General features: G+C 70.6%; 15 protein-coding genes, 1 pseudogene and 1 riboswitch. Of the genes and pseudogenes, 9 read left to right on the top strand and 7 right to left on the bottom strand.

Features of this window, described 5'->3' with window-relative positions; all coding sequences use genetic code 11:
- Positions 1–343: pseudogene (locus NOD94_RS20060) on the bottom strand (hypothetical protein); the annotation flags it as partial.
- 251 nt (positions 344–594) lie between these two features.
- On the opposite strand from NOD94_RS20060, the gene rpsB reads away from it, so the two are divergent.
- From rpsB to NOD94_RS20015, 9 genes are all read left to right on the top strand, one after another.
- Positions 595–1506 (top strand): 30S ribosomal protein S2, encoded by a 912-nt coding sequence (gene rpsB / locus NOD94_RS20055; protein WP_281207365.1) that lies wholly within the window; start codon positions 595–597, stop codon positions 1504–1506.
- 135 nt (positions 1507–1641) lie between these two features.
- The gene (tsf, locus tag NOD94_RS20050) at positions 1642–2478 is read left to right on the top strand and encodes a translation elongation factor Ts (RefSeq protein WP_281207364.1); all 837 of its coding nucleotides are present in this window, start codon (positions 1642–1644) and stop codon (positions 2476–2478) included.
- Positions 2479–2640: 162 nt separating this feature from the next.
- Positions 2641–3420, top strand: coding sequence for a UMP kinase (gene pyrH / locus NOD94_RS20045; protein ID WP_281207363.1), 780 nt, complete (start codon positions 2641–2643; stop codon positions 3418–3420).
- 96 nt (positions 3421–3516) lie between these two features.
- Positions 3517–4074: a ribosome recycling factor gene (frr, locus tag NOD94_RS20040; protein WP_281207369.1), complete on the top strand. Its 558-nt coding sequence runs from the start codon at positions 3517–3519 to the stop codon at positions 4072–4074.
- Entirely contained in the window at positions 4074–5150 is a 1077-nt protein-coding gene (locus tag NOD94_RS20035; protein WP_281207362.1) for a phosphatidate cytidylyltransferase, read from the top strand. The genes frr and NOD94_RS20035 overlap by 1 nt, the downstream gene beginning before the upstream one ends.
- Positions 5151–5319: 169 nt before the next feature.
- Positions 5320–6432, top strand: coding sequence for a 23S rRNA (adenine(2503)-C(2))-methyltransferase RlmN (gene rlmN, locus NOD94_RS20030; protein WP_281207361.1), 1113 nt, complete (start codon positions 5320–5322; stop codon positions 6430–6432).
- A 65-nt stretch (positions 6433–6497) separates the two neighbouring features.
- Positions 6498–6607, top strand: a riboswitch (TPP riboswitch).
- Between the two features lie 85 nt (positions 6608–6692).
- A complete protein-coding gene (locus tag NOD94_RS20025) occupies positions 6693–7790 on the top strand; it encodes a thiamine ABC transporter substrate-binding protein (protein ID WP_281207360.1) in 1098 nt (365 codons plus the stop codon).
- 56 nt (positions 7791–7846) lie between these two features.
- Positions 7847–9463, top strand: coding sequence for an iron ABC transporter permease (locus tag NOD94_RS20020; RefSeq protein WP_281207359.1), 1617 nt, complete (start codon positions 7847–7849; stop codon positions 9461–9463).
- Positions 9463–10491: an ABC transporter ATP-binding protein gene (locus NOD94_RS20015; RefSeq protein ID WP_281207358.1), complete on the top strand. Its 1029-nt coding sequence runs from the start codon at positions 9463–9465 to the stop codon at positions 10489–10491. Before NOD94_RS20020 ends, NOD94_RS20015 begins: the two co-directional genes overlap by 1 nt.
- A gap of 94 nt (positions 10492–10585) precedes the next feature.
- Here NOD94_RS20015 and NOD94_RS20010 read toward each other — a convergent pair whose 3' ends face one another.
- The 6 genes from NOD94_RS20010 to NOD94_RS19985 all read right to left on the bottom strand — a co-directional run bounded on the left by NOD94_RS20010 (position 10586) and on the right by NOD94_RS19985 (position 16439).
- The gene (locus NOD94_RS20010) at positions 10586–11827 is read right to left on the bottom strand and encodes a cytochrome P450 (RefSeq protein WP_281207357.1); all 1242 of its coding nucleotides are present in this window, start codon (positions 11825–11827) and stop codon (positions 10586–10588) included.
- Between the two features lie 69 nt (positions 11828–11896).
- Positions 11897–13291 (bottom strand): FAD-dependent oxidoreductase, encoded by a 1395-nt coding sequence (locus NOD94_RS20005; RefSeq protein WP_281207356.1) that lies wholly within the window; start codon positions 13289–13291, stop codon positions 11897–11899.
- Positions 13281–13517, bottom strand: a complete 237-nt coding sequence (locus NOD94_RS20000; protein WP_281207355.1) for a ferredoxin — start codon at positions 13515–13517, stop codon at positions 13281–13283. The genes NOD94_RS20005 and NOD94_RS20000 overlap by 11 nt, the downstream gene beginning before the upstream one ends.
- A gap of 126 nt (positions 13518–13643) precedes the next feature.
- A complete protein-coding gene (locus tag NOD94_RS19995) occupies positions 13644–14252 on the bottom strand; it encodes a hypothetical protein (RefSeq protein ID WP_281207354.1) in 609 nt (202 codons plus the stop codon).
- 102 nt (positions 14253–14354) lie between these two features.
- On the bottom strand, positions 14355–15266 hold the full coding sequence (locus NOD94_RS19990) for a hypothetical protein (RefSeq protein WP_281207353.1): 912 nt from the start codon (positions 15264–15266) through the stop codon (positions 14355–14357).
- An 81-nt stretch (positions 15267–15347) separates the two neighbouring features.
- Entirely contained in the window at positions 15348–16439 is a 1092-nt protein-coding gene (locus tag NOD94_RS19985) for an LOG family protein (protein ID WP_281207351.1), read from the bottom strand.
- Positions 16440–16460 lie beyond the last annotated feature (21 nt).

Here is a 16460-nt window from a genome sequence, read left to right as displayed (position 1 = left end):
TAAGTGGGGACGGCCCGTGTGCACCGGGCGGGCGCGGGGGACCGCTGCCCGCCGGGGTGGCGGCCCCGGTACGGGTCGAGCGCGACGAGTGCTCCGGTGGGGCGGGGGCCCGGGCGGCGGGCAAGCGGCGGACGTACGCGGAGAGGGGCTGGGGGAGGAGCGCGGGGCGGTCCCCCGGACCGAGGGCCCCGGTCGTGGTCGCGGCGGTGGTCTCCGGCGTCGGGGCCCGGGGTGCCGGCAGGGGGTGGACGCCCGCCGCGAGGGGTGGGAGCACGGGGTGGAAACCCGGTGTGAGGGCCAGAGGCGTCAGGGTCAGGAGCAGGGTGAGCAGCAGTTTCGTCATGCGGCACAGCGTCCCGCCTCCGGGGTCGCGGGCGTTCGTGCCTGTGGACGGCCGTGGGGATGTGGACAACGGCGTCACCCGGCATACCGGCGGGTCCCGTACACTTCTTGTGGCGATCCGGGTCACCGGGTCGACTTCGCACGCCCCAGCACCGACCCGTACCAGGTCGGGTGAAAGCGCCTCTCGGTCCCTCTTCGGGGCAGGGCGCGTCGGGGCGTCAGGAACCAAACCGAGAAACCAAGGAGATGGCCATGGCCGTCGTAACGATGCGGGAGCTGCTGGAAAGCGGCGTCCACTTCGGTCACCAGACCCGTCGCTGGAACCCGAAGATGAAGCGCTTCATCTTCACGGAGCGCAACGGCATCTACATCATCGACCTGCTCCAGTCGCTGTCGTACATCGACCGCGCCTACGAGTTCGTGAAGGAGACCGTCGCGCACGGTGGCTCCATCATGTTCGTCGGTACGAAGAAGCAGGCCCAGGAGGCCATCGCCGAGCAGGCGACCCGCGTTGGCATGCCGTACGTCAACCAGCGGTGGCTCGGTGGCATGCTCACCAACTTCTCCACCGTCTACAAGCGCCTCCAGCGTCTGAAGGAGCTTGAGGCGATCGACTTCGAGGACGTCGCCGCCTCGGGTCTCACCAAGAAGGAGCTCCTGGTCCTCTCGCGCGAGAAGATCAAGCTGGAGAAGACCCTCGGTGGTATCCGCGAGATGTCGAAGGTCCCCAGCGCCGTCTGGATCGTCGACACCAAGAAGGAGCACATCGCCGTCGGTGAGGCGCGCAAGCTCCACATCCCGGTCGTCGCGATCCTCGACACCAACTGCGACCCCGACGAGGTCGACTACAAGATCCCGGGCAACGACGACGCGATCCGCTCCGTCACCCTGCTCACCCGCGTGATCGCCGACGCCGTCGCCGAGGGCCTCATCGCCCGCTCCGGTGCCGCTACCGGTGACTCGAAGCCGGGCGAGAAGGCCGCTGCCGAGCCGCTCGCCGAGTGGGAGCGCGACCTGCTCGAGGGCGAGAAGAAGGCCGACGACGCGGAGGCCCCCGCGGCCGAGGCCGTCGTCGAGGCTGACGCTGCCGCCGAGGCCCCCGCGGCCGAGGCCGTCGCCGAGCCCGTCGTCGAGGCTCCGGCCGCCGACGCCGAGCAGGCCTGACCCTCTGAGAGAGCCCGGCGTTCATCCGCCGGGCACTCGCAGCACGGACGATGACGGCGGGGGAGCCGCGCCACAAGCGCGACTCCTCCGCCGTTCACCCGTAGATCTACGACTTCGAGAGAGAATCACAGACTCATGGCGAACTACACCGCCGCTGACGTCAAGAAGCTCCGCGAGCTCACCGGCGCCGGCATGCTGGACTGCAAGAACGCGCTCGTCGAGGCCGACGGTGACGTCACCAAGGCCAACGAGATCCTGCGCGTCAAGGGCCTGAAGGGTGTCGCCAAGCGCGAGGGCCGTTCCGCCGAGAACGGTGCCGTCACCTCCCTGATCGCCGCCGACGCCACCTCCGGTGTGCTGCTCGAGCTCAAGTGCGAGACCGACTTCGTCGCCAAGAGCGAGAAGTTCCTGGTCGTCGCCGACCAGCTCGCCGCTCACGTGGCCGCCACCTCCCCGGCGGACATCGAGGCGCTGCTGGCGTCCGAGATCGAGGCCGGCAAGACCGTCCAGGCGTTCGTGGACGAGGCCAACGCCAACCTCGGCGAGAAGATCGTCCTGGACCGCTTCGCGCAGTACCAGGGCGCCTTCGTGGCTTCCTACATGCACCGCACCATGCCCGACCTGCCCCCGCAGATCGGTGTCCTGGTCGAGCTGGACAAGGCCGACGCCGACCTGGCCAAGGGCATCGCCCAGCACATCGCCGCGTTCGCGCCGAAGTACCTGACCGCCGACGAGGTTCCGGCCGACGTCGTCGAGTCCGAGCGCCGTGTCGCCGAAGAGGTCACCCGCGCCGAGGGCAAGCCCGAGGCCGCGATCGCCAAGATCGTCGAGGGTCGCGTCAACGGCTTCTTCAAGGACGTCACGCTCCTGGGCCAGCCGTACGCGCTGGACAACAAGAAGTCCGTCCAGAAGGTTCTGGACGAGGCCGGTGTCACCCTGAAGCGCTTCGCGCGCATCAAGGTCGGCATCTGAGTCCGTCCGTAAGCGACGGACACCGGACCCCGATAGGGTCTGAAGCAGTCGTCCGCGCACGCGCGAGGCGACCGCAGATCTGACGAGGAGGCCATTGCCGAAGAGGGAACCGCGAGGACCCACCGGCAATGGCCTTCTTCGTATGTGCACGAGGAGATCTCCATGAATCAGGGCGTGGACCCCCACACCGCTTCCGACGACAAGAGCGACCACGGCAAGAAGGGTCGCCGCTTCATGCTGAAGCTGTCCGGCGAAGCCTTCTCCGGCGGCGGCGGGCTGGGTGTCGACCCTGACGTCGTGCACGCCATCGCCCGTGAGATCGCGGCCGTGGTCCGTGACGGCGCGGAGATCGCGATCGTCATCGGCGGCGGCAACTTCTTCCGCGGCGCCGAGCTGCAGCAGCGCGGCATGGACCGCGCGCGGTCCGACTACATGGGCATGCTCGGCACCGTCATGAACTGCCTCGCCCTCCAGGACTTCCTGGAGAAGGAAGGCATCGACAGCCGGGTACAGACCGCCATCACCATGGGTCAGGTCGCGGAGCCCTACATCCCGCTCCGTGCCGTCCGGCACCTGGAGAAGGGCCGCGTCGTCATCTTCGGCGCCGGCATGGGCATGCCCTACTTCTCCACCGACACCACGGCCGCCCAGCGCGCCCTGGAGATCGACGCCGAGGCCCTCCTCATGGGCAAGAACGGCGTCGACGGGGTCTACGACTCCGACCCGAAGACCAACCCGGACGCGGTGAAGTTCGACGCGCTGGAGTACAGCGAGGTGCTGTCCCGGGACCTCAAGGTCGCCGACGCCACCGCCATCACGCTGTGCCGCGACAACCGGCTCCCGATCCTGGTCTTCGAACTCCTCGCCGAGGGCAATATCGCCCGCGCCGTCAAGGGTGAGAAGATCGGCACGCTCGTGAGCGACCAGGGCACCCGGGCCTGAGCGTTCCGTGACCGGGCCGCCCACCGGCCCGGTCCGGGCGGCCCGAACCCGCCCCGCCCGCCCGAACCATCCATATCTGACATGCAGGAGCACGTGGTGATCGAAGAAATCCTCCTCGAGGCCGAGGAGAAGATGGAGAAGGCCGTCGTCGTTGCGAAGGAGGACTTCGCCGCGATTCGCACGGGCCGTGCGCACCCGGCGATGTTCAACAAGATCGTGGCGGACTACTACGGTGCCATCACGCCCATCAACCAGCTCGCGTCCTTCGCGGTCCCCGAGCCGCGCATGGCCATCGTGACGCCGTTCGACGCGTCCGCGCTGCGCAACATCGAGCAGGCGATCCGCGACTCCGACCTCGGTGTCAACCCGAGCAACGACGGCCGCATCATCCGGGTGACCTTCCCCGAGCTGACGCAGGACCGCCGCAAGGAGTACATCAAGGTCGCCAAGAACAAGGCCGAGGACTCCAAGGTCTCCATCCGTTCCGTCCGCCGCAAGGCCAAGGACGCCCTTGACAAGCTCGTCAAGGACAAGGAGGCCGGCGAGGACGAGGTGCGCCGCGCGGAGAAGGAGCTCGACGACACCACCGCGAAGTACGTCGCGCAGGTGGACGAGCTGCTCAAGCACAAGGAATCCGAGCTCCTCGAGGTCTGATGAACGACTCTCCCTGGGCCACGGAGCCGGTTCCGGCGGGTCCCGCATACGATGCGCTGGTGGGCCCGCACACTCGGCCCATGCCCATCGTGCCCGATGCCGCCGGCCGTGCCTTCGACGACCGGGAAGCACGCGATCGGGGGGCCGCCTTCGCGGGCGGCCCCCCGCTCCGCGCCGAGACGCCGTTGCAGGAGCCCATGCCCAGCCCTCCGCCTCCGCCTTCGCAGGCACCGCAGGACGCCTCCCCGCCGCCGCAGAAGAAGCGCGCGGGGCGGGATCTGCGTGCCGCCATAGGGGTCGGCGTCGGCCTCGGAGCGGTGATCTTCGCCTCGCTGTTCATCGTCAAGGCCGTCTTCGTCGGCGTCGTCGTCGTCGCGGTCGTGGTGGGCCTGTGGGAGCTCACCTCCCGGCTCCAGGAGAAGAAGGGCATCAAGGCGCCGCTCGTCCCGCTCGCGGTGGGTGGCGCCGCCATGGTCATCGCCGGCTACGTCCGCGGGGCCGAGGGCGCCTGGGTCGCGATGGCCCTGACCGCGCTCGCGGTCCTGGTGTGGCGGATGACGGAACCGCCCGAGGACTACCTCAAGGACGTCACCGCCGGCGTCTTCGCGGCGTTCTACGTGCCCTTCCTGGCCACCTTCGTCACGATGCTGCTCACCGCGGACGACGGCCCTCAGCGCGTGGTCACCTTCCTGGTCCTGACCGTCGTCAGCGACACCGGGGCCTACGCGGTGGGCTGGCGCTTCGGAAAGACGAAACTGGCGCCGCGCATCAGCCCCGGGAAGACCCGCGAGGGACTGTTCGGCGCCGTGGCCTTCGCGATGGCCGCCGGCGCGCTGTGCATGGAGTTCCTGATCGACGGGGGCGCATGGTGGCAGGGTCTGATCCTCGGGCTGGCCGTCGCGGTCAGCGCGACCCTGGGCGACCTGGGCGAGTCGATGATCAAGCGCGACCTGGGCATCAAGGACATGGGCACCCTGCTGCCGGGCCACGGCGGCATCATGGACCGGCTCGACTCGCTCCTGCCGACCGCCCCGGTCGTGTGGCTGCTCCTGGCGGCCTTCGTCGGCACCGGATGATCGACCGGGCCGCTCCACCGGCCGGTCAACCGCTGATCACCGGCTGATCCACCGCCTGCCGCCATACCGGGGCGGCAACGGAGGAAAAGCTCCGGCCGGGCCGGGCGGTTACTCTTGAAGGGCGCGCTGCTTCTGCGGCGCGCCTTTCGTCTTACAAGGAGTACCTGCCATGGCCCGCCCCGTTCCGGGAGAGCTCACCTTCGTCGCCCCTCGCGGGGTCAAGAAGCCGCCCCGGCACCTCGCCGACCTCACCCCGGCCGAGCGCCGGGAGGCGGTGGCCGCGATCGGCGAGAAGCCGTTCCGGGCCAAGCAGCTCTCCCAGCACTACTTCGCCCGCTACGCCCACGACCCGGCGGAGTGGACCGACATCCCCGCGGCATCGCGGGAGAAGCTCCAGCAGGAGCTGCTGCCCGACCTGATGAACGTCCTGCGGCACATCAGCTGTGACAACGACACCACCCGCAAGACCCTGTGGAAGCTGCACGACGGCACGCTCGTCGAGTCCGTGCTGATGCGCTACCCGGACCGGGTCACGATGTGCATCTCCTCGCAGGCCGGCTGCGGCATGAACTGCCCGTTCTGCGCCACCGGCCAGGCCGGCCTCGACCGCAACCTCTCCACCGCCGAGATCGTGCACCAGATCGTCGACGGCATGCGCGCCCTGCGCGACGGAGAGGTGCCGGGCGGCCCCGCGCGCCTGTCGAACATCGTCTTCATGGGCATGGGCGAGCCGCTGGCCAACTACAACCGCGTGGTCGGCGCCATCCGCCGGCTCACCGACCCGGAGCCCGACGGCCTGGGCCTGTCCCAGCGCGGGATCACCGTCTCCACCGTCGGCCTGGTCCCGGCCATGCTGCGGTTCGCCGACGAGGGCTTCAAGTGCCGTCTCGCGGTGTCGCTGCACGCCCCGGACGACGAGCTGCGCGACACCCTCGTCCCGGTGAACACCCGCTGGAACGTCCGCGAGGTCCTGGGCGCGGCCTGGGAGTACGCCGAGAAGTCCGGCCGCCGGATCTCCATCGAGTACGCCCTGATCCGCGACATCAACGACCAGGCCTGGCGCGGTGACCTGCTCGGCAAGCTGCTCAAGGGCAAGCGCGTCCACGTCAACCTGATCCCGCTGAACCCGACCCCGGGCTCGAAGTGGACCGCCTCCCGGCCCGAGGACGAGAAGGCCTTCGTCGAGGCCATCGCCCGTCACGGCGTGCCGGTGACCGTGCGCGACACCCGCGGTCAGGAGATCGACGGCGCCTGCGGCCAGCTGGCCGCCTCGGAGCGATAAGGCCGAAATTCGGCCATGGTCGATCACATTCGGCCGCAGGGGTACCCTGTGGCCGAACCAATTTCATATTCCGACAGGGGAGCGCCACAGCGCTGAGAGTGCGGTATCCGTCATCCGCAGACCCTCTGAACCTCGCCCCGGTCATTCGGGGTAGGAAGTTCGGTCACCACTCATGCTGTTGCGCCCTGCCCGGCGTCCGCTCTCGCAGAGCGCCGGGCAGGGCCGCGTCTTCTCCTGGTCATCCCAGGAGGAACCAACCAGTGAGCACCACCAAGAAGATCGCGGGCGCCGCGCTCGCGGCCGCGCTCGGCGTCACCACGCTCAGCGCCTGCGGCGGCGACGCCAAGGACAAGACCGCCGGCGCGAGCGACGCCCCGAAGTCCAAGACGGTCACCCTCGTCTCCCACGACTCCTTCAACGTGACCGACTCGGTCCTGAAGGAGTTCGAGCAGCAGAGCGGCTACACCGTCAAGCGGCTGAAGTCCGGCGACGCGGGCGCGGCGCTCAACCAGGAGATCCTCACCAAGGGGTCACCGCGCGGCGACGTCTTCTTCGGGGTCGACAACACGCTGCTCTCGCGGGCCCTCGACAACGGGATCTTCACCCCGTACCAGGTCAAGGGCATGGAGGGGATCAAGACCGAGTTCATGCTCGACCCGCAGCACCGCGTCACCCCGATCGACTCCGGTGACATCTGCGTCAACTACGACAAGCAGTACTTCGCCGACAAGAAGCTCGCCCCGCCGCAGACGCTGGACGACCTGATCAAGCCGGAGTACAAGAACCTGCTGGTCACCGAGAACGCCGCGACGTCCTCGCCCGGTCTCGGATTCCTCCTCGCCTCCGTCGGCAAGTACGGCGAGGACGGCTGGAAGGACTACTGGAGCAAGCTCAAGGCCAACGGCGTCGAGGTCGTCGACGGCTGGGAGCAGGCCTACAACGAGCGCTTCTCGGGCTCCGCGGGCGGCAAGAAGGCCAAGGGCGACCGCCCGCTGGTCGTCTCGTACGCCTCCAGCCCGCCGGTCGAGGTGCTCTACGGCGAGCCGCAGCCGGCCGAGGCCCCCACGGGCGTCTCCACCGGGACCTGCTTCCGCCAGGTCGAGTTCGCGGGCCTGCTGAACGGCGCGAAGAACCCCGAGGGCGGCAAGGCGCTCCTCGACTTCCTGGTGAGCAAGAAGTTCCAGGAGGACATGCCGCTCCAGATGTTCGTGAACCCGGTGGTCAAGGACGCGCAGCTGCCGGAGATCTTCACGAAGCACGGTGTGGTGATCGAGAAGCCGGAGAACGTCACCCCGGACGCCATCGCCAAGAACCGTGAGCAGTGGGTCAAGGCATGGTCCTCGCTCGTCGTGAAGTAGGACGCGGGAGCTCCTCGAAGGAGAACGGGCGCGCCTCCGCCGTCAGGATGGGCCTGATGGCGGTGCCGCTCGTCTTCTTCGGGCTCTTCTTCGCCTACCCCGTGGCCGCGATCGTCGGCCGCGGGCTCAAGACGGACTCCGGATGGCAGTTCGGCCGGATCGGCGAGGTGCTGACCCAGCCCGACATCGCCGACGTGCTGTGGTTCACCACCTGGCAGGCCCTCGCCTCCACGCTGCTCACCCTGTTGATCGCCCTCCCGGGGGCGTACGTCTTCGCGCGCTTCGAGTTTCCCGGCAAGCAACTGTTGCGCGCGGTGGTCACCGTTCCGTTCGTGCTGCCGACGGTGGTCGTCGGCACGGCCTTCCTCGCGCTGGTCGGGCGCGGCGGTCTGCTGGACGAGGTGTGGGGCACCCGCCTCGACACCACGGTCTGGGCGATCCTGCTGGCGCACGTCTTCTTCAACTACGCAGTCGTCGTCCGGACGGTCGGCGGGCTGTGGGCCCAGCTCGACCCCCGTCAGGAGGAGGCGGCCCGGGTCCTCGGCGCGGGGCGCTTCGGGGCCTGGCGCCGCGTGACGCTGCCGGCGCTGGGGCCCGCGGTCGCCGCCGCCTCGCTGATGGTCTTCCTGTTCACCTTCACCTCCTTCGGTGTCGTGCAGATCCTGGGCGGTCCCGCGTACTCCACCCTGGAGGTGGAGGTCTACCGGCAGACCGCGCAGCTGTTGGACCTGCCCACGGCCGCCGTCCTGACGATGGTGCAGTTCGCCGCGGTGGGCGCGATCCTCGCCCTGCACGCCTGGACCGTGCGTCGGCGGGAGACCGCCCTGAGGCTGGTCGACCCGGCGCGCACGGCGCACCGGCCGCGCGGCTGGGCCCAGCGGAGCCTGCTCGGCGGCGTGCTGCTGACGGTGCTGCTGCTGATCGTGCTGCCCCTGGGCGTCCTGGTCGAGCGTTCCTTCGACGCCCCCGGTGGCTACGGCTTCGGCTTCTACCGGGCCCTGCAGGACGCGGGCGCCGGAGGCGGAACGTTCCTGGTGCCGCCGTTGGAGGCGATCGGGAACTCACTGCGCTACGCCTTGGCCGCCACCGCCATCGCCCTGTTCATCGGGGGCCTCGCCGCCGCCGCGCTGACCCGGCGCGGGGGGCGCTTCGTACGCGGCTTCGACGCGCTCCTGATGCTCCCGCTCGGGGTGTCCGCCGTGACCGTCGGCTTCGGCTTCCTGATCACCATGGACGAGCCCCCGCTGGACCTGCGGACCTCCTGGATCCTGGTGCCGCTCGCGCAGGCGCTCGTCGGGGTGCCCTTCGTCGTACGGACCATGCTGCCGGTGCTGCGGGCGGTGGACGAACGGCTGCGGGAGGCCGCCGCCGTCCTGGGCGCCTCCCCGCTGCGGGCCTGGCGCGAGGTGGACCTGCCGCTGGTGCGGCGGGCGCTGCTGATCGCGGCGGGCTTCGCCTTCGCGGTGTCCCTCGGCGAGTTCGGGGCGACCGTGTTCATCGCGCGGCCGGACAGCCCGACCCTGCCCGTGGCCGTCGCCCGGCTGCTGGGACGGGCCGGTGAGCTGAACTACGGGCAGGCCATGGCCCTGAGCACGATTTTGATGCTGGTGTGCGCGGTGTCCCTGCTGGTGCTGGAGCGGCTGCGCCCCGACAAGACCTCGGGAGAGTTCTGATGACCCTGCTCCGACTCGAAGGGGTGACGGTCCGCTTCGGCGAGCGCGCGGTCGTGGACGACGTCGACCTGGAGGTCGCCGAGCACGAGATCGTGTGCGTGCTCGGGCCCAGCGGGAGCGGCAAGTCCACCCTGCTGCGGGTGGTGGCCGGTCTCCAGCGGGTGTCGGCCGGACGGGTCCTGCTGGACGGGACCGACCAGGACGCGGTGCCCGTGCACCGGCGGGGCGTCGGGCTGATGTTCCAGGACCACCAGCTGTTCCCGCACCGCGACGTCGGCGGGAACGTCGCCTTCGGCCTGCGGATGCGCGGCTCCACGAAGAAGGCCTACGAGGGCCAGGTCGCCGAGCTGCTGGAGCTGGTCGGGCTCCCCGGGGCCCAGGACCGGGCCGTCGCCTCGCTGTCCGGGGGCGAGCAGCAGCGGGTCGCGCTGGCCCGGGCGCTGGCCCCGTCGCCGCGGCTGCTGATGCTGGACGAGCCGCTGGGTCAGCTGGACCGGGGGCTGCGCGAGCGGCTCGTCGTCGAGCTCCAGGGGCTCTTCTCCCGGCTGGGCACGACCGTGCTGGCCGTGACCCACGACCAGGGGGAGGCCTTCGCGCTGGCCGACCGGGTCGTGGTGATGCGGGACGGACGGATCGCGCAGGCGGGCACCCCGCTGGAGGTGTGGCAGCGACCCGCGTCGGAGTTCGTCGCCAGGTTCCTCGGCTTCGAGAACGTGGTCCCGGCGACCGTGTCGGCGGGGGGCGCCGCCACCCCGTGGGGGAAGGTCCCCGTACCGGCCGGGTCGGCGGAGGGCGAACGGCGACTGCTGATCAGGCCCGCCGGGGTGATCCTGCGGGAGGAGGGGCTGCGCTGCGAGGTGCTGTCCCGCACCTTCCGCGGTACGCACGTCGCGCTGTTGCTGCGACCCGGGACGGGGCCCGTCCTGGAGGCCGAATGCGGGCTGGCGGGGGCGCCGGCGGTGGGCGACCGGGTGTCGGTGGCCTTCTCACCGGCCGAGGTGGTCGTACTGCCGGCGGCCTCCGGCTGACCCCGGTCGGACCGCCGACGGATCGCGGCCGACCCCGGTCGGGCCGCCGAGGGGGTCCCGCGAACGAACCCCGTCGGACGGCTGACGAACGGAATCAGTCGCGGATGCCGTCGCAGGCGATCGGCAGGTGGCGGGGGCCGCGCAGCACCGCGTTCTGGCGGTACGGCGGCGGGTCCTCCAGCAGCCGCGGGTTCACCAGCCGGCGGGCCAGCTCGCTCAGCGCCAGCTGGGCTTCGAGCCGGGCCAGCGGCGCCCCGAAGCAGCTGTGGATCCCGCTGCCGAGGCCGAGGTGCTGGATGTCCCCGCGGTCGGGGTCGAAGCGGTCAGGGTTCTCGAACTTCTTGGGGTCGCGGTTCCCGGAGGCGAGGACCAGCCAGAGCGAGGCACCCTTCGGGATGGTCACACCGGCGACCTCGATCTCGGACAGCGTGGTGCGCTGCGGCAGCAACTGCACCGGCGGCTCGTAGCGCAGCAGCTCCTCGACGATCGGAACGGAGAGCTCCGGGTCCTGGCGCAGCCGCTCCAGGACGTCGGGGTGGCGGAGCAGGGTCAGCATCCCGTTGGTGATGAGGTTGACCGTGGTCTCGTGGCCGGCGATCAGCAGCAGCGCCGAGGTGCTCAACGCCTCGATCGTGGTCATGGCGCCGTCGGGGCCGTCCGCGGTCGCCAGGTGCGACAGCATGTCGTCGCCAGGGTTCTTGCGGCGCTCCTCGATCAGACCGGCCAGGTACATGCCGAGTTCCATCCGGGCGTCGGCCGGAACGCGGCGCTTCGTCGGGTCGGCGTCCGGGTCGGGGTCGAGGCTGGCGGCGATGGTGTCGGCCCACACGTGGAAGCGCGGTTCGTCCTCCGGGGGCACACCGAGCAGCCGGCAGATCACCGTGACAGGGAAGGGATAGGCGAACTGGTCGACCAGGTCGATCCGGTCCATCGAGTCCGCGGTGACGATGCCGTCGATCAGCCCGGACACGATGCCGCCCAGTTCGTCCCGCATGTCGTGCACCTTGTGCGGGGAGTGCGGCGGGCCGAACGGCCGGTTCGTCATCCGGCGGAGCCGGTCGTGGTCGGGCGGGTCGAGCTTGAGGAAGGAGGGCGGCAGCGTCGTCCCCTCCTCCTCGCCCCCGGCTGGCGGGTCGCTCGCGGTGGACGCCAGGTTGGAGGCGTCGGAGCTGATCCGCGGGTCGTGCAGGAGGCTCTGGATCTCGTAGTACGTGCTGATCACGTACGGCCCGTCCCCGTCGTGGGCCACCGGCGTCTCGCGGAGCTTTTCGTACAGCGGATACGGATCTGCGCGGTTCGCGTAGTCCATGATCTCCCGCAGGATGGCTTGTGTCATGGCAGGTCCTCGTGCTCCTCGGGATCCTCGGGGCAGGGCTGGCGGCAGGGCTGGCGGTGCACGTGCGGTTCAGTGGCGGGCGGGGGTGAAGGTCATCTTCCGGTCGTCCGGGGAGTACCCGCTGAGGGTGATCGTCGGGCCGTGCGTCGGCACCGACGGGTCCGGGAAGTCCGCGGGCACCGGCTTCTGCCCCTCGGGCCTGCGGTCCACGGTCGGGAACGGCGGCGGGAACGGCGTCGTGGCCTCGATCATCTGCTGGTAGAAGGGCAGCCAGCGGCAGTTGTCGAAGGTCACCGCCCCGATCACCCGGCCCTGGTAGCCGTACACGCCGACGAAGTGCCGCTCGGAACGCGAACCCTGCGTGATCATGATCTCGGTCCCCATCGAGGGCACCCCGACCGACTTGATGTTGACGCCGAACTGCGAGGACCAGAACGCTGGCACCCACATGTGGGGGCGACGGTCCGCGCTCTCGCTCAGCATGTTGTGCGCCGCCGTCTCGGCCTGGGCCACGGCGTTGCCCCAGTGCTCCAAGGACAGGAACTGGTAGCCGAACAGGGCGTGCGGGGACCGTGCCACGTCACCCGCCACGTAGATGTCGTCGGTGACGATGCCCCGGATGTCGAAGGCCCGGCAGCCCGCGTCACAGGCGATGCCGCGAGGACCCGCGCCCAGCCCGGAACCGGCCAGCCATTCGGTGTTGCGCTGGGCACCGAGCGAGACGACCACCACGTCGGCCTCGATGGACGAACCGTCGGACAGGTGCGCGGTGCGGACCCGACCGGCGGGATCGCCCTCCAGACCCGTCACCATGATCCCGGTCCGCAGGTCGACGCCGTTCTCGCGGTGCATCTCGGCCGCGACCTCGCCGATGACCCCGCCGAGCGCGCCGACCAGCGGCGCCGCCCCGCGTTCGGCGACGGTGACGGGCAGGCCGCGTTCCCGGCAGGCCGAGGCGATCTCGGAACCGGTGAATCCGGCCCCGATCACCAGTACCCGGCGGGGACCGGCCGCGAGACTGCGTTCCAGCGCGACGGCGTCGTCACGGGTGCGCAGGACGAAGACGCCGCTGAGCGCGCCCTCCTCCTCGTTCGGCCAGGGCCTGGCCCGTACCCCGGTGGCGATGAGCAGCCGGTCGTACTCCACCGCCCCGCCGTCGGCGAGGAGGACCCGGCGGCCCGCCATGTCCAGTCCGGACGCGGGGACCCCCAGACGCCACTCGGCGCCGATGTCCCGGCGCCGGGGGAGCGCGGTGTGGTCCGCGGTCGCCTTGCCCAGCAGCACCTGCTTCGACAACGGGGGCCGGTCGTAGGGCTCGTAGGGTTCATCGCCGATCATGGTCAGCGAACCCGTGAAGCCCTTGTCACGCATGGTCTCGGCGGCCCGCAGGCCGGCCAGCGAAGCGCCGACGACGACGATGCGTCCGTCGCGCTTGAGCCGTTCGAGGTTCCCGTCAGCGTGCACCGTGCGCCTCCGGGGTGAGCGCCGACATGTCCGAATCGTCGAGCTCGATGAGGATGGCCCCGACGGGACAGGCCGCGACGGCGCGCATGACGTTCTCGCGCTGCTCCTCGTCCGCCTCGGGGTCGTACAGCAGCGATTCCTCGCCGTGCATGGAGAACACGTCCGGAGCGAGGAAAGCGCACTGCGCGTATCCCTGACAGCGGTTGAGGTCGACGACAAGCCTCATGAGGCACCAGCCCTTCCGTGGCCCGAACATCCCCGTTCGTCCCCGAGTCCCCCGCAGCTTTCCCATCCAGAATGCACGGGGGAGACAGGGTCCGCCTGCCGGGCGCCGGCGGGTCCTGCCGGTCGGCTACAGGCGGGCGGAGCGCACGATGTAGGCGCCGACGACCAGTGCCCAGGCGGGGAGGATCATCTCGCTCCAGGGCACGCCGGAGCCGATGACGATCAGGACCAGGCCCGTCACGTATCCCAGCAGGGCGAGGGGGCGCGGGAAGATTCCCAGCCGGCGCCCGATGCTGGAGGTGGCGAAGACGAAGACGGCCGCCATGCGCATCGCGTACGTGGTCAGGATCGTGTAGGCGTAGTCGCGCCCGAAGGCGGTGTCCGTGCCCTCCTCCAGCACGGTGCCCGCGGCGCCGGCGGACACGAACAGGGTGGCGACGAACACGAACCCGCTACCGAGGAAGACGGTGGAGACGAACCGGTCCTCGTCGTCCCCGGCATGGGCGCGCAGGGCGCCCATGAACCAGAGGAACAGGATCCCGGCGAACGGGACGATCTCCAGGGCCAGCCGTACGGCCCACCGGTCACCGGGATCGACCGCGGCGTCGGGGGCGCCGCCCTCCGGGACGGCGATGCGCATCAGCGTGATCGCCCCCGCGAGCAGTACCGCGAAGGCGATCCCGGCCGTGCCGGCGGCCCGGGGGGTGCGCAACCGCGCGGTCGTGGATTCCTCCATGGACCTCTCGCTCTCTCCCCCGTCCAGCAAGCGCCGGCGGCGGACCGGCCGCCACCAGGGGGCGGCCGGTCGGGTGAGGGAGGAGCCGGGTGCGACGCCGGGTCAGCGGACCGGTTCGGGGACGGGAGCCGCGACGGCCCCCTCCTCCTCTTCGGTCCCGTGCTTGCCGAACCAGGCCACGGCGACCGCACCGGCCACCGCCAGGACGAAGCCGAGGACGGCCAGCCAGGCCAGGCCCGGCCGGGAGGCGTCGCCGAGCCAGATCACGCCGATGGCCCCGGGGAGCACGGTCTCACCGACGACGAGGGCCGCGGTCGCCCCGTTCACCGAGCCGATCTGCAGGGCGACGGTGTGCAGGTACATGCCGCCGAAGCCGGCCGCCAGGATCGCGTACAGCGCCGGGTCGCCGAGGAAGGAGCCGAGGTCGAACGGGTCGATCCCGTTCAGGATGCGGACTCCGACGCCCAGGGCGCCGAAGCCGAGGCCCGACAGCAGACCCGCCAGGATCGCCGCGTTCCCGCCGAGGAGACGGACGGCGACCGTGCCGCCGATCATCAGGAAGAGGGTGATCCCCAGCAGCCACCAGTGGGTGGACATGGGAGCGTGGTGGCCGCCCTCGTGACCCGCCGCCGTGGCCAGCAGCACCAGCGCCGTGCAGACGACGCCGATCGAGGTCCACTCCTTGCGGGTGAGCCGGATGCCGAGCATCTTCACGCTCAGCACGGCCGTGATCACGAGGTTGGCGCTGATGACGGTCTGCGAGAGGAAGAGCGGCAGCATGCGCGCGGCCAGCGCGCCGAGCCCGAACCCCACGAAGTCGAGAATGGTGCCGACGATGAACTCCCAGGTCATCGCGGCCTTGGCGGTGGAAGTCAGGTTGGGTCCGCCGTGCGCGGTCACCCCGGCGGCGGCCGGGGACATCCGGGCCGCCCGCCGCGAGCCCACGGCTTGCAGGACGGATCCCGTGCCGTAGCAGATGGACGCCGCGACAGCGGTCAGCAGGCCTATGAGCACAGAGGGCTCCGTTCACGTCTGGCAGGTTTTCGCGTTACCTCTGCCAGACGTGAGAAACGGATGAGAAGTTGCCTCCGGGGGTCAGCCCATTGCGGCGAGTGCGGCCGGGACCTCGTCCACCGAGTCCACCAGCGCGATCCGGGACTCCATCGCACGGCCGCGGGCCAGCGCCGTGAGCAGCGGCCAGGCCGGCAGGTGCTCGGTCCAGTGCGTACGGTTCACCAGGACCATCGGGGTCGGCTCCCCGCGCGACGCGTAATAGTTGGGCGTCGCGTTGTCGAAGATCTCCTGGACGGTGCCGGCCGCGCCGGGCAGGAACACGACGCCCGCGTTCGACCGGGCCAGCAGCCCGTCCTCACGGGTGGCGTTCGCGAAGTACTTGGCGATGTGCCCCGCGAAGGCGTTCGGCGGCTCGTGCCCGTAGAACCAGGTCGGGATCCCGGTCGAGTCGCCGCCGTCGGGCCAGCGCTCCCGTACGGCGAAGGCCGCGCGGGCCCAGTCGGACACCGACGGGACGAAGGAGGGGACCTCGGCCAACAGCGCCAGTGCCTCGGGCAGGGCCTCGTCGGCGGCGGGGGCCAGGTAGGCGCCGAGGTTCGCGGCCTCCATGGCGCCAGGCCCGCCACCGGTGGCGACCGTGAACCCGGACCGGGTGAGGTTTCGGCCCAGCTCCGCCGCACCGCGGTAGTCCGCACCGCCGCGGGCCATGGCGTGGCCGCCCATCACGCCCACCACCCGGGCACCCGCCAGATGCTCGTCGAGGGCGTCGGAGACGGCGTCGTCGTGGATCGAACGCAGCATCGAGGAGAAGACGTCGCCGTCGGTCCCGGTCTCCTGGAACCAGGCGTACGCCTGGGCGTCCGGGGTCGCCCCGTACCCCTCGTCCAGCCCCGAGAACAGTTCCTCGGCCGTGTAGAGCAGGCCCCGGTAAGGGTTGAACGGCAGGTCCGGCACCGGGGGGAAGACGAGCGCGCCGTCGGCGCGGACCTTCACCGATGCGTCGGGCTCCATCGGGCAGCCCAGGAAGACGGCCGCGGAGGTGTCGGCCGACAGCAGCGCGAAGGTCCGCTCCAACAGGTTGACCGACTGGATCCGGTAGCCGCTCAGGGAACCCCTGGCGGCGACGCGGTCGAATTCGGCGAGCGTCTCGATCTCGATGTCTGCGTTGACCATTCGGCCCACACTAAGGGCCGT

The sequence above is a fragment of the Streptomyces sp. Isolate_45 genome (assembly GCF_024721315.2).
Classification (GTDB): Bacteria; Actinomycetota; Actinomycetes; order Streptomycetales; family Streptomycetaceae; genus Streptomyces.
Note: the sequence above shows the minus strand (reverse complement) of the source record. Positions and strands in the feature narration are given on the sequence as shown.

Bases quoted from the DNA above. Each gene is read 5' to 3' on its own strand.
- rpsB (WP_281207365.1), top strand. From the start codon at position 595: ATGGCCGTCGTAACGATGCGGGAGCTGCTGGAAAGCGGCGTCCACTTC.
- tsf (WP_281207364.1), top strand. From the start codon at position 1,642: ATGGCGAACTACACCGCCGCTGACGTCAAGAAGCTCCGCGAGCTCACC.
- pyrH (WP_281207363.1), top strand. From the start codon at position 2,641: ATGAATCAGGGCGTGGACCCCCACACCGCTTCCGACGACAAGAGCGAC.
- NOD94_RS20035 (WP_281207362.1), top strand. From the start codon at position 4,074: ATGAACGACTCTCCCTGGGCCACGGAGCCGGTTCCGGCGGGTCCCGCA.
- rlmN (WP_281207361.1), top strand. From the start codon at position 5,320: ATGGCCCGCCCCGTTCCGGGAGAGCTCACCTTCGTCGCCCCTCGCGGG.
- NOD94_RS20020 (WP_281207359.1), top strand. From the start codon at position 7,847: ATGGCGGTGCCGCTCGTCTTCTTCGGGCTCTTCTTCGCCTACCCCGTG.
- NOD94_RS20015 (WP_281207358.1), top strand. From the start codon at position 9,463: ATGACCCTGCTCCGACTCGAAGGGGTGACGGTCCGCTTCGGCGAGCGC.
- NOD94_RS20010 (WP_281207357.1), bottom strand. From the start codon at position 11,827: ATGACACAAGCCATCCTGCGGGAGATCATGGACTACGCGAACCGCGCA.
- NOD94_RS20000 (WP_281207355.1), bottom strand. From the start codon at position 13,517: ATGAGGCTTGTCGTCGACCTCAACCGCTGTCAGGGATACGCGCAGTGC.
- NOD94_RS19995 (WP_281207354.1), bottom strand. From the start codon at position 14,252: ATGGAGGAATCCACGACCGCGCGGTTGCGCACCCCCCGGGCCGCCGGC.
- NOD94_RS19985 (WP_281207351.1), bottom strand. From the start codon at position 16,439: ATGGTCAACGCAGACATCGAGATCGAGACGCTCGCCGAATTCGACCGC.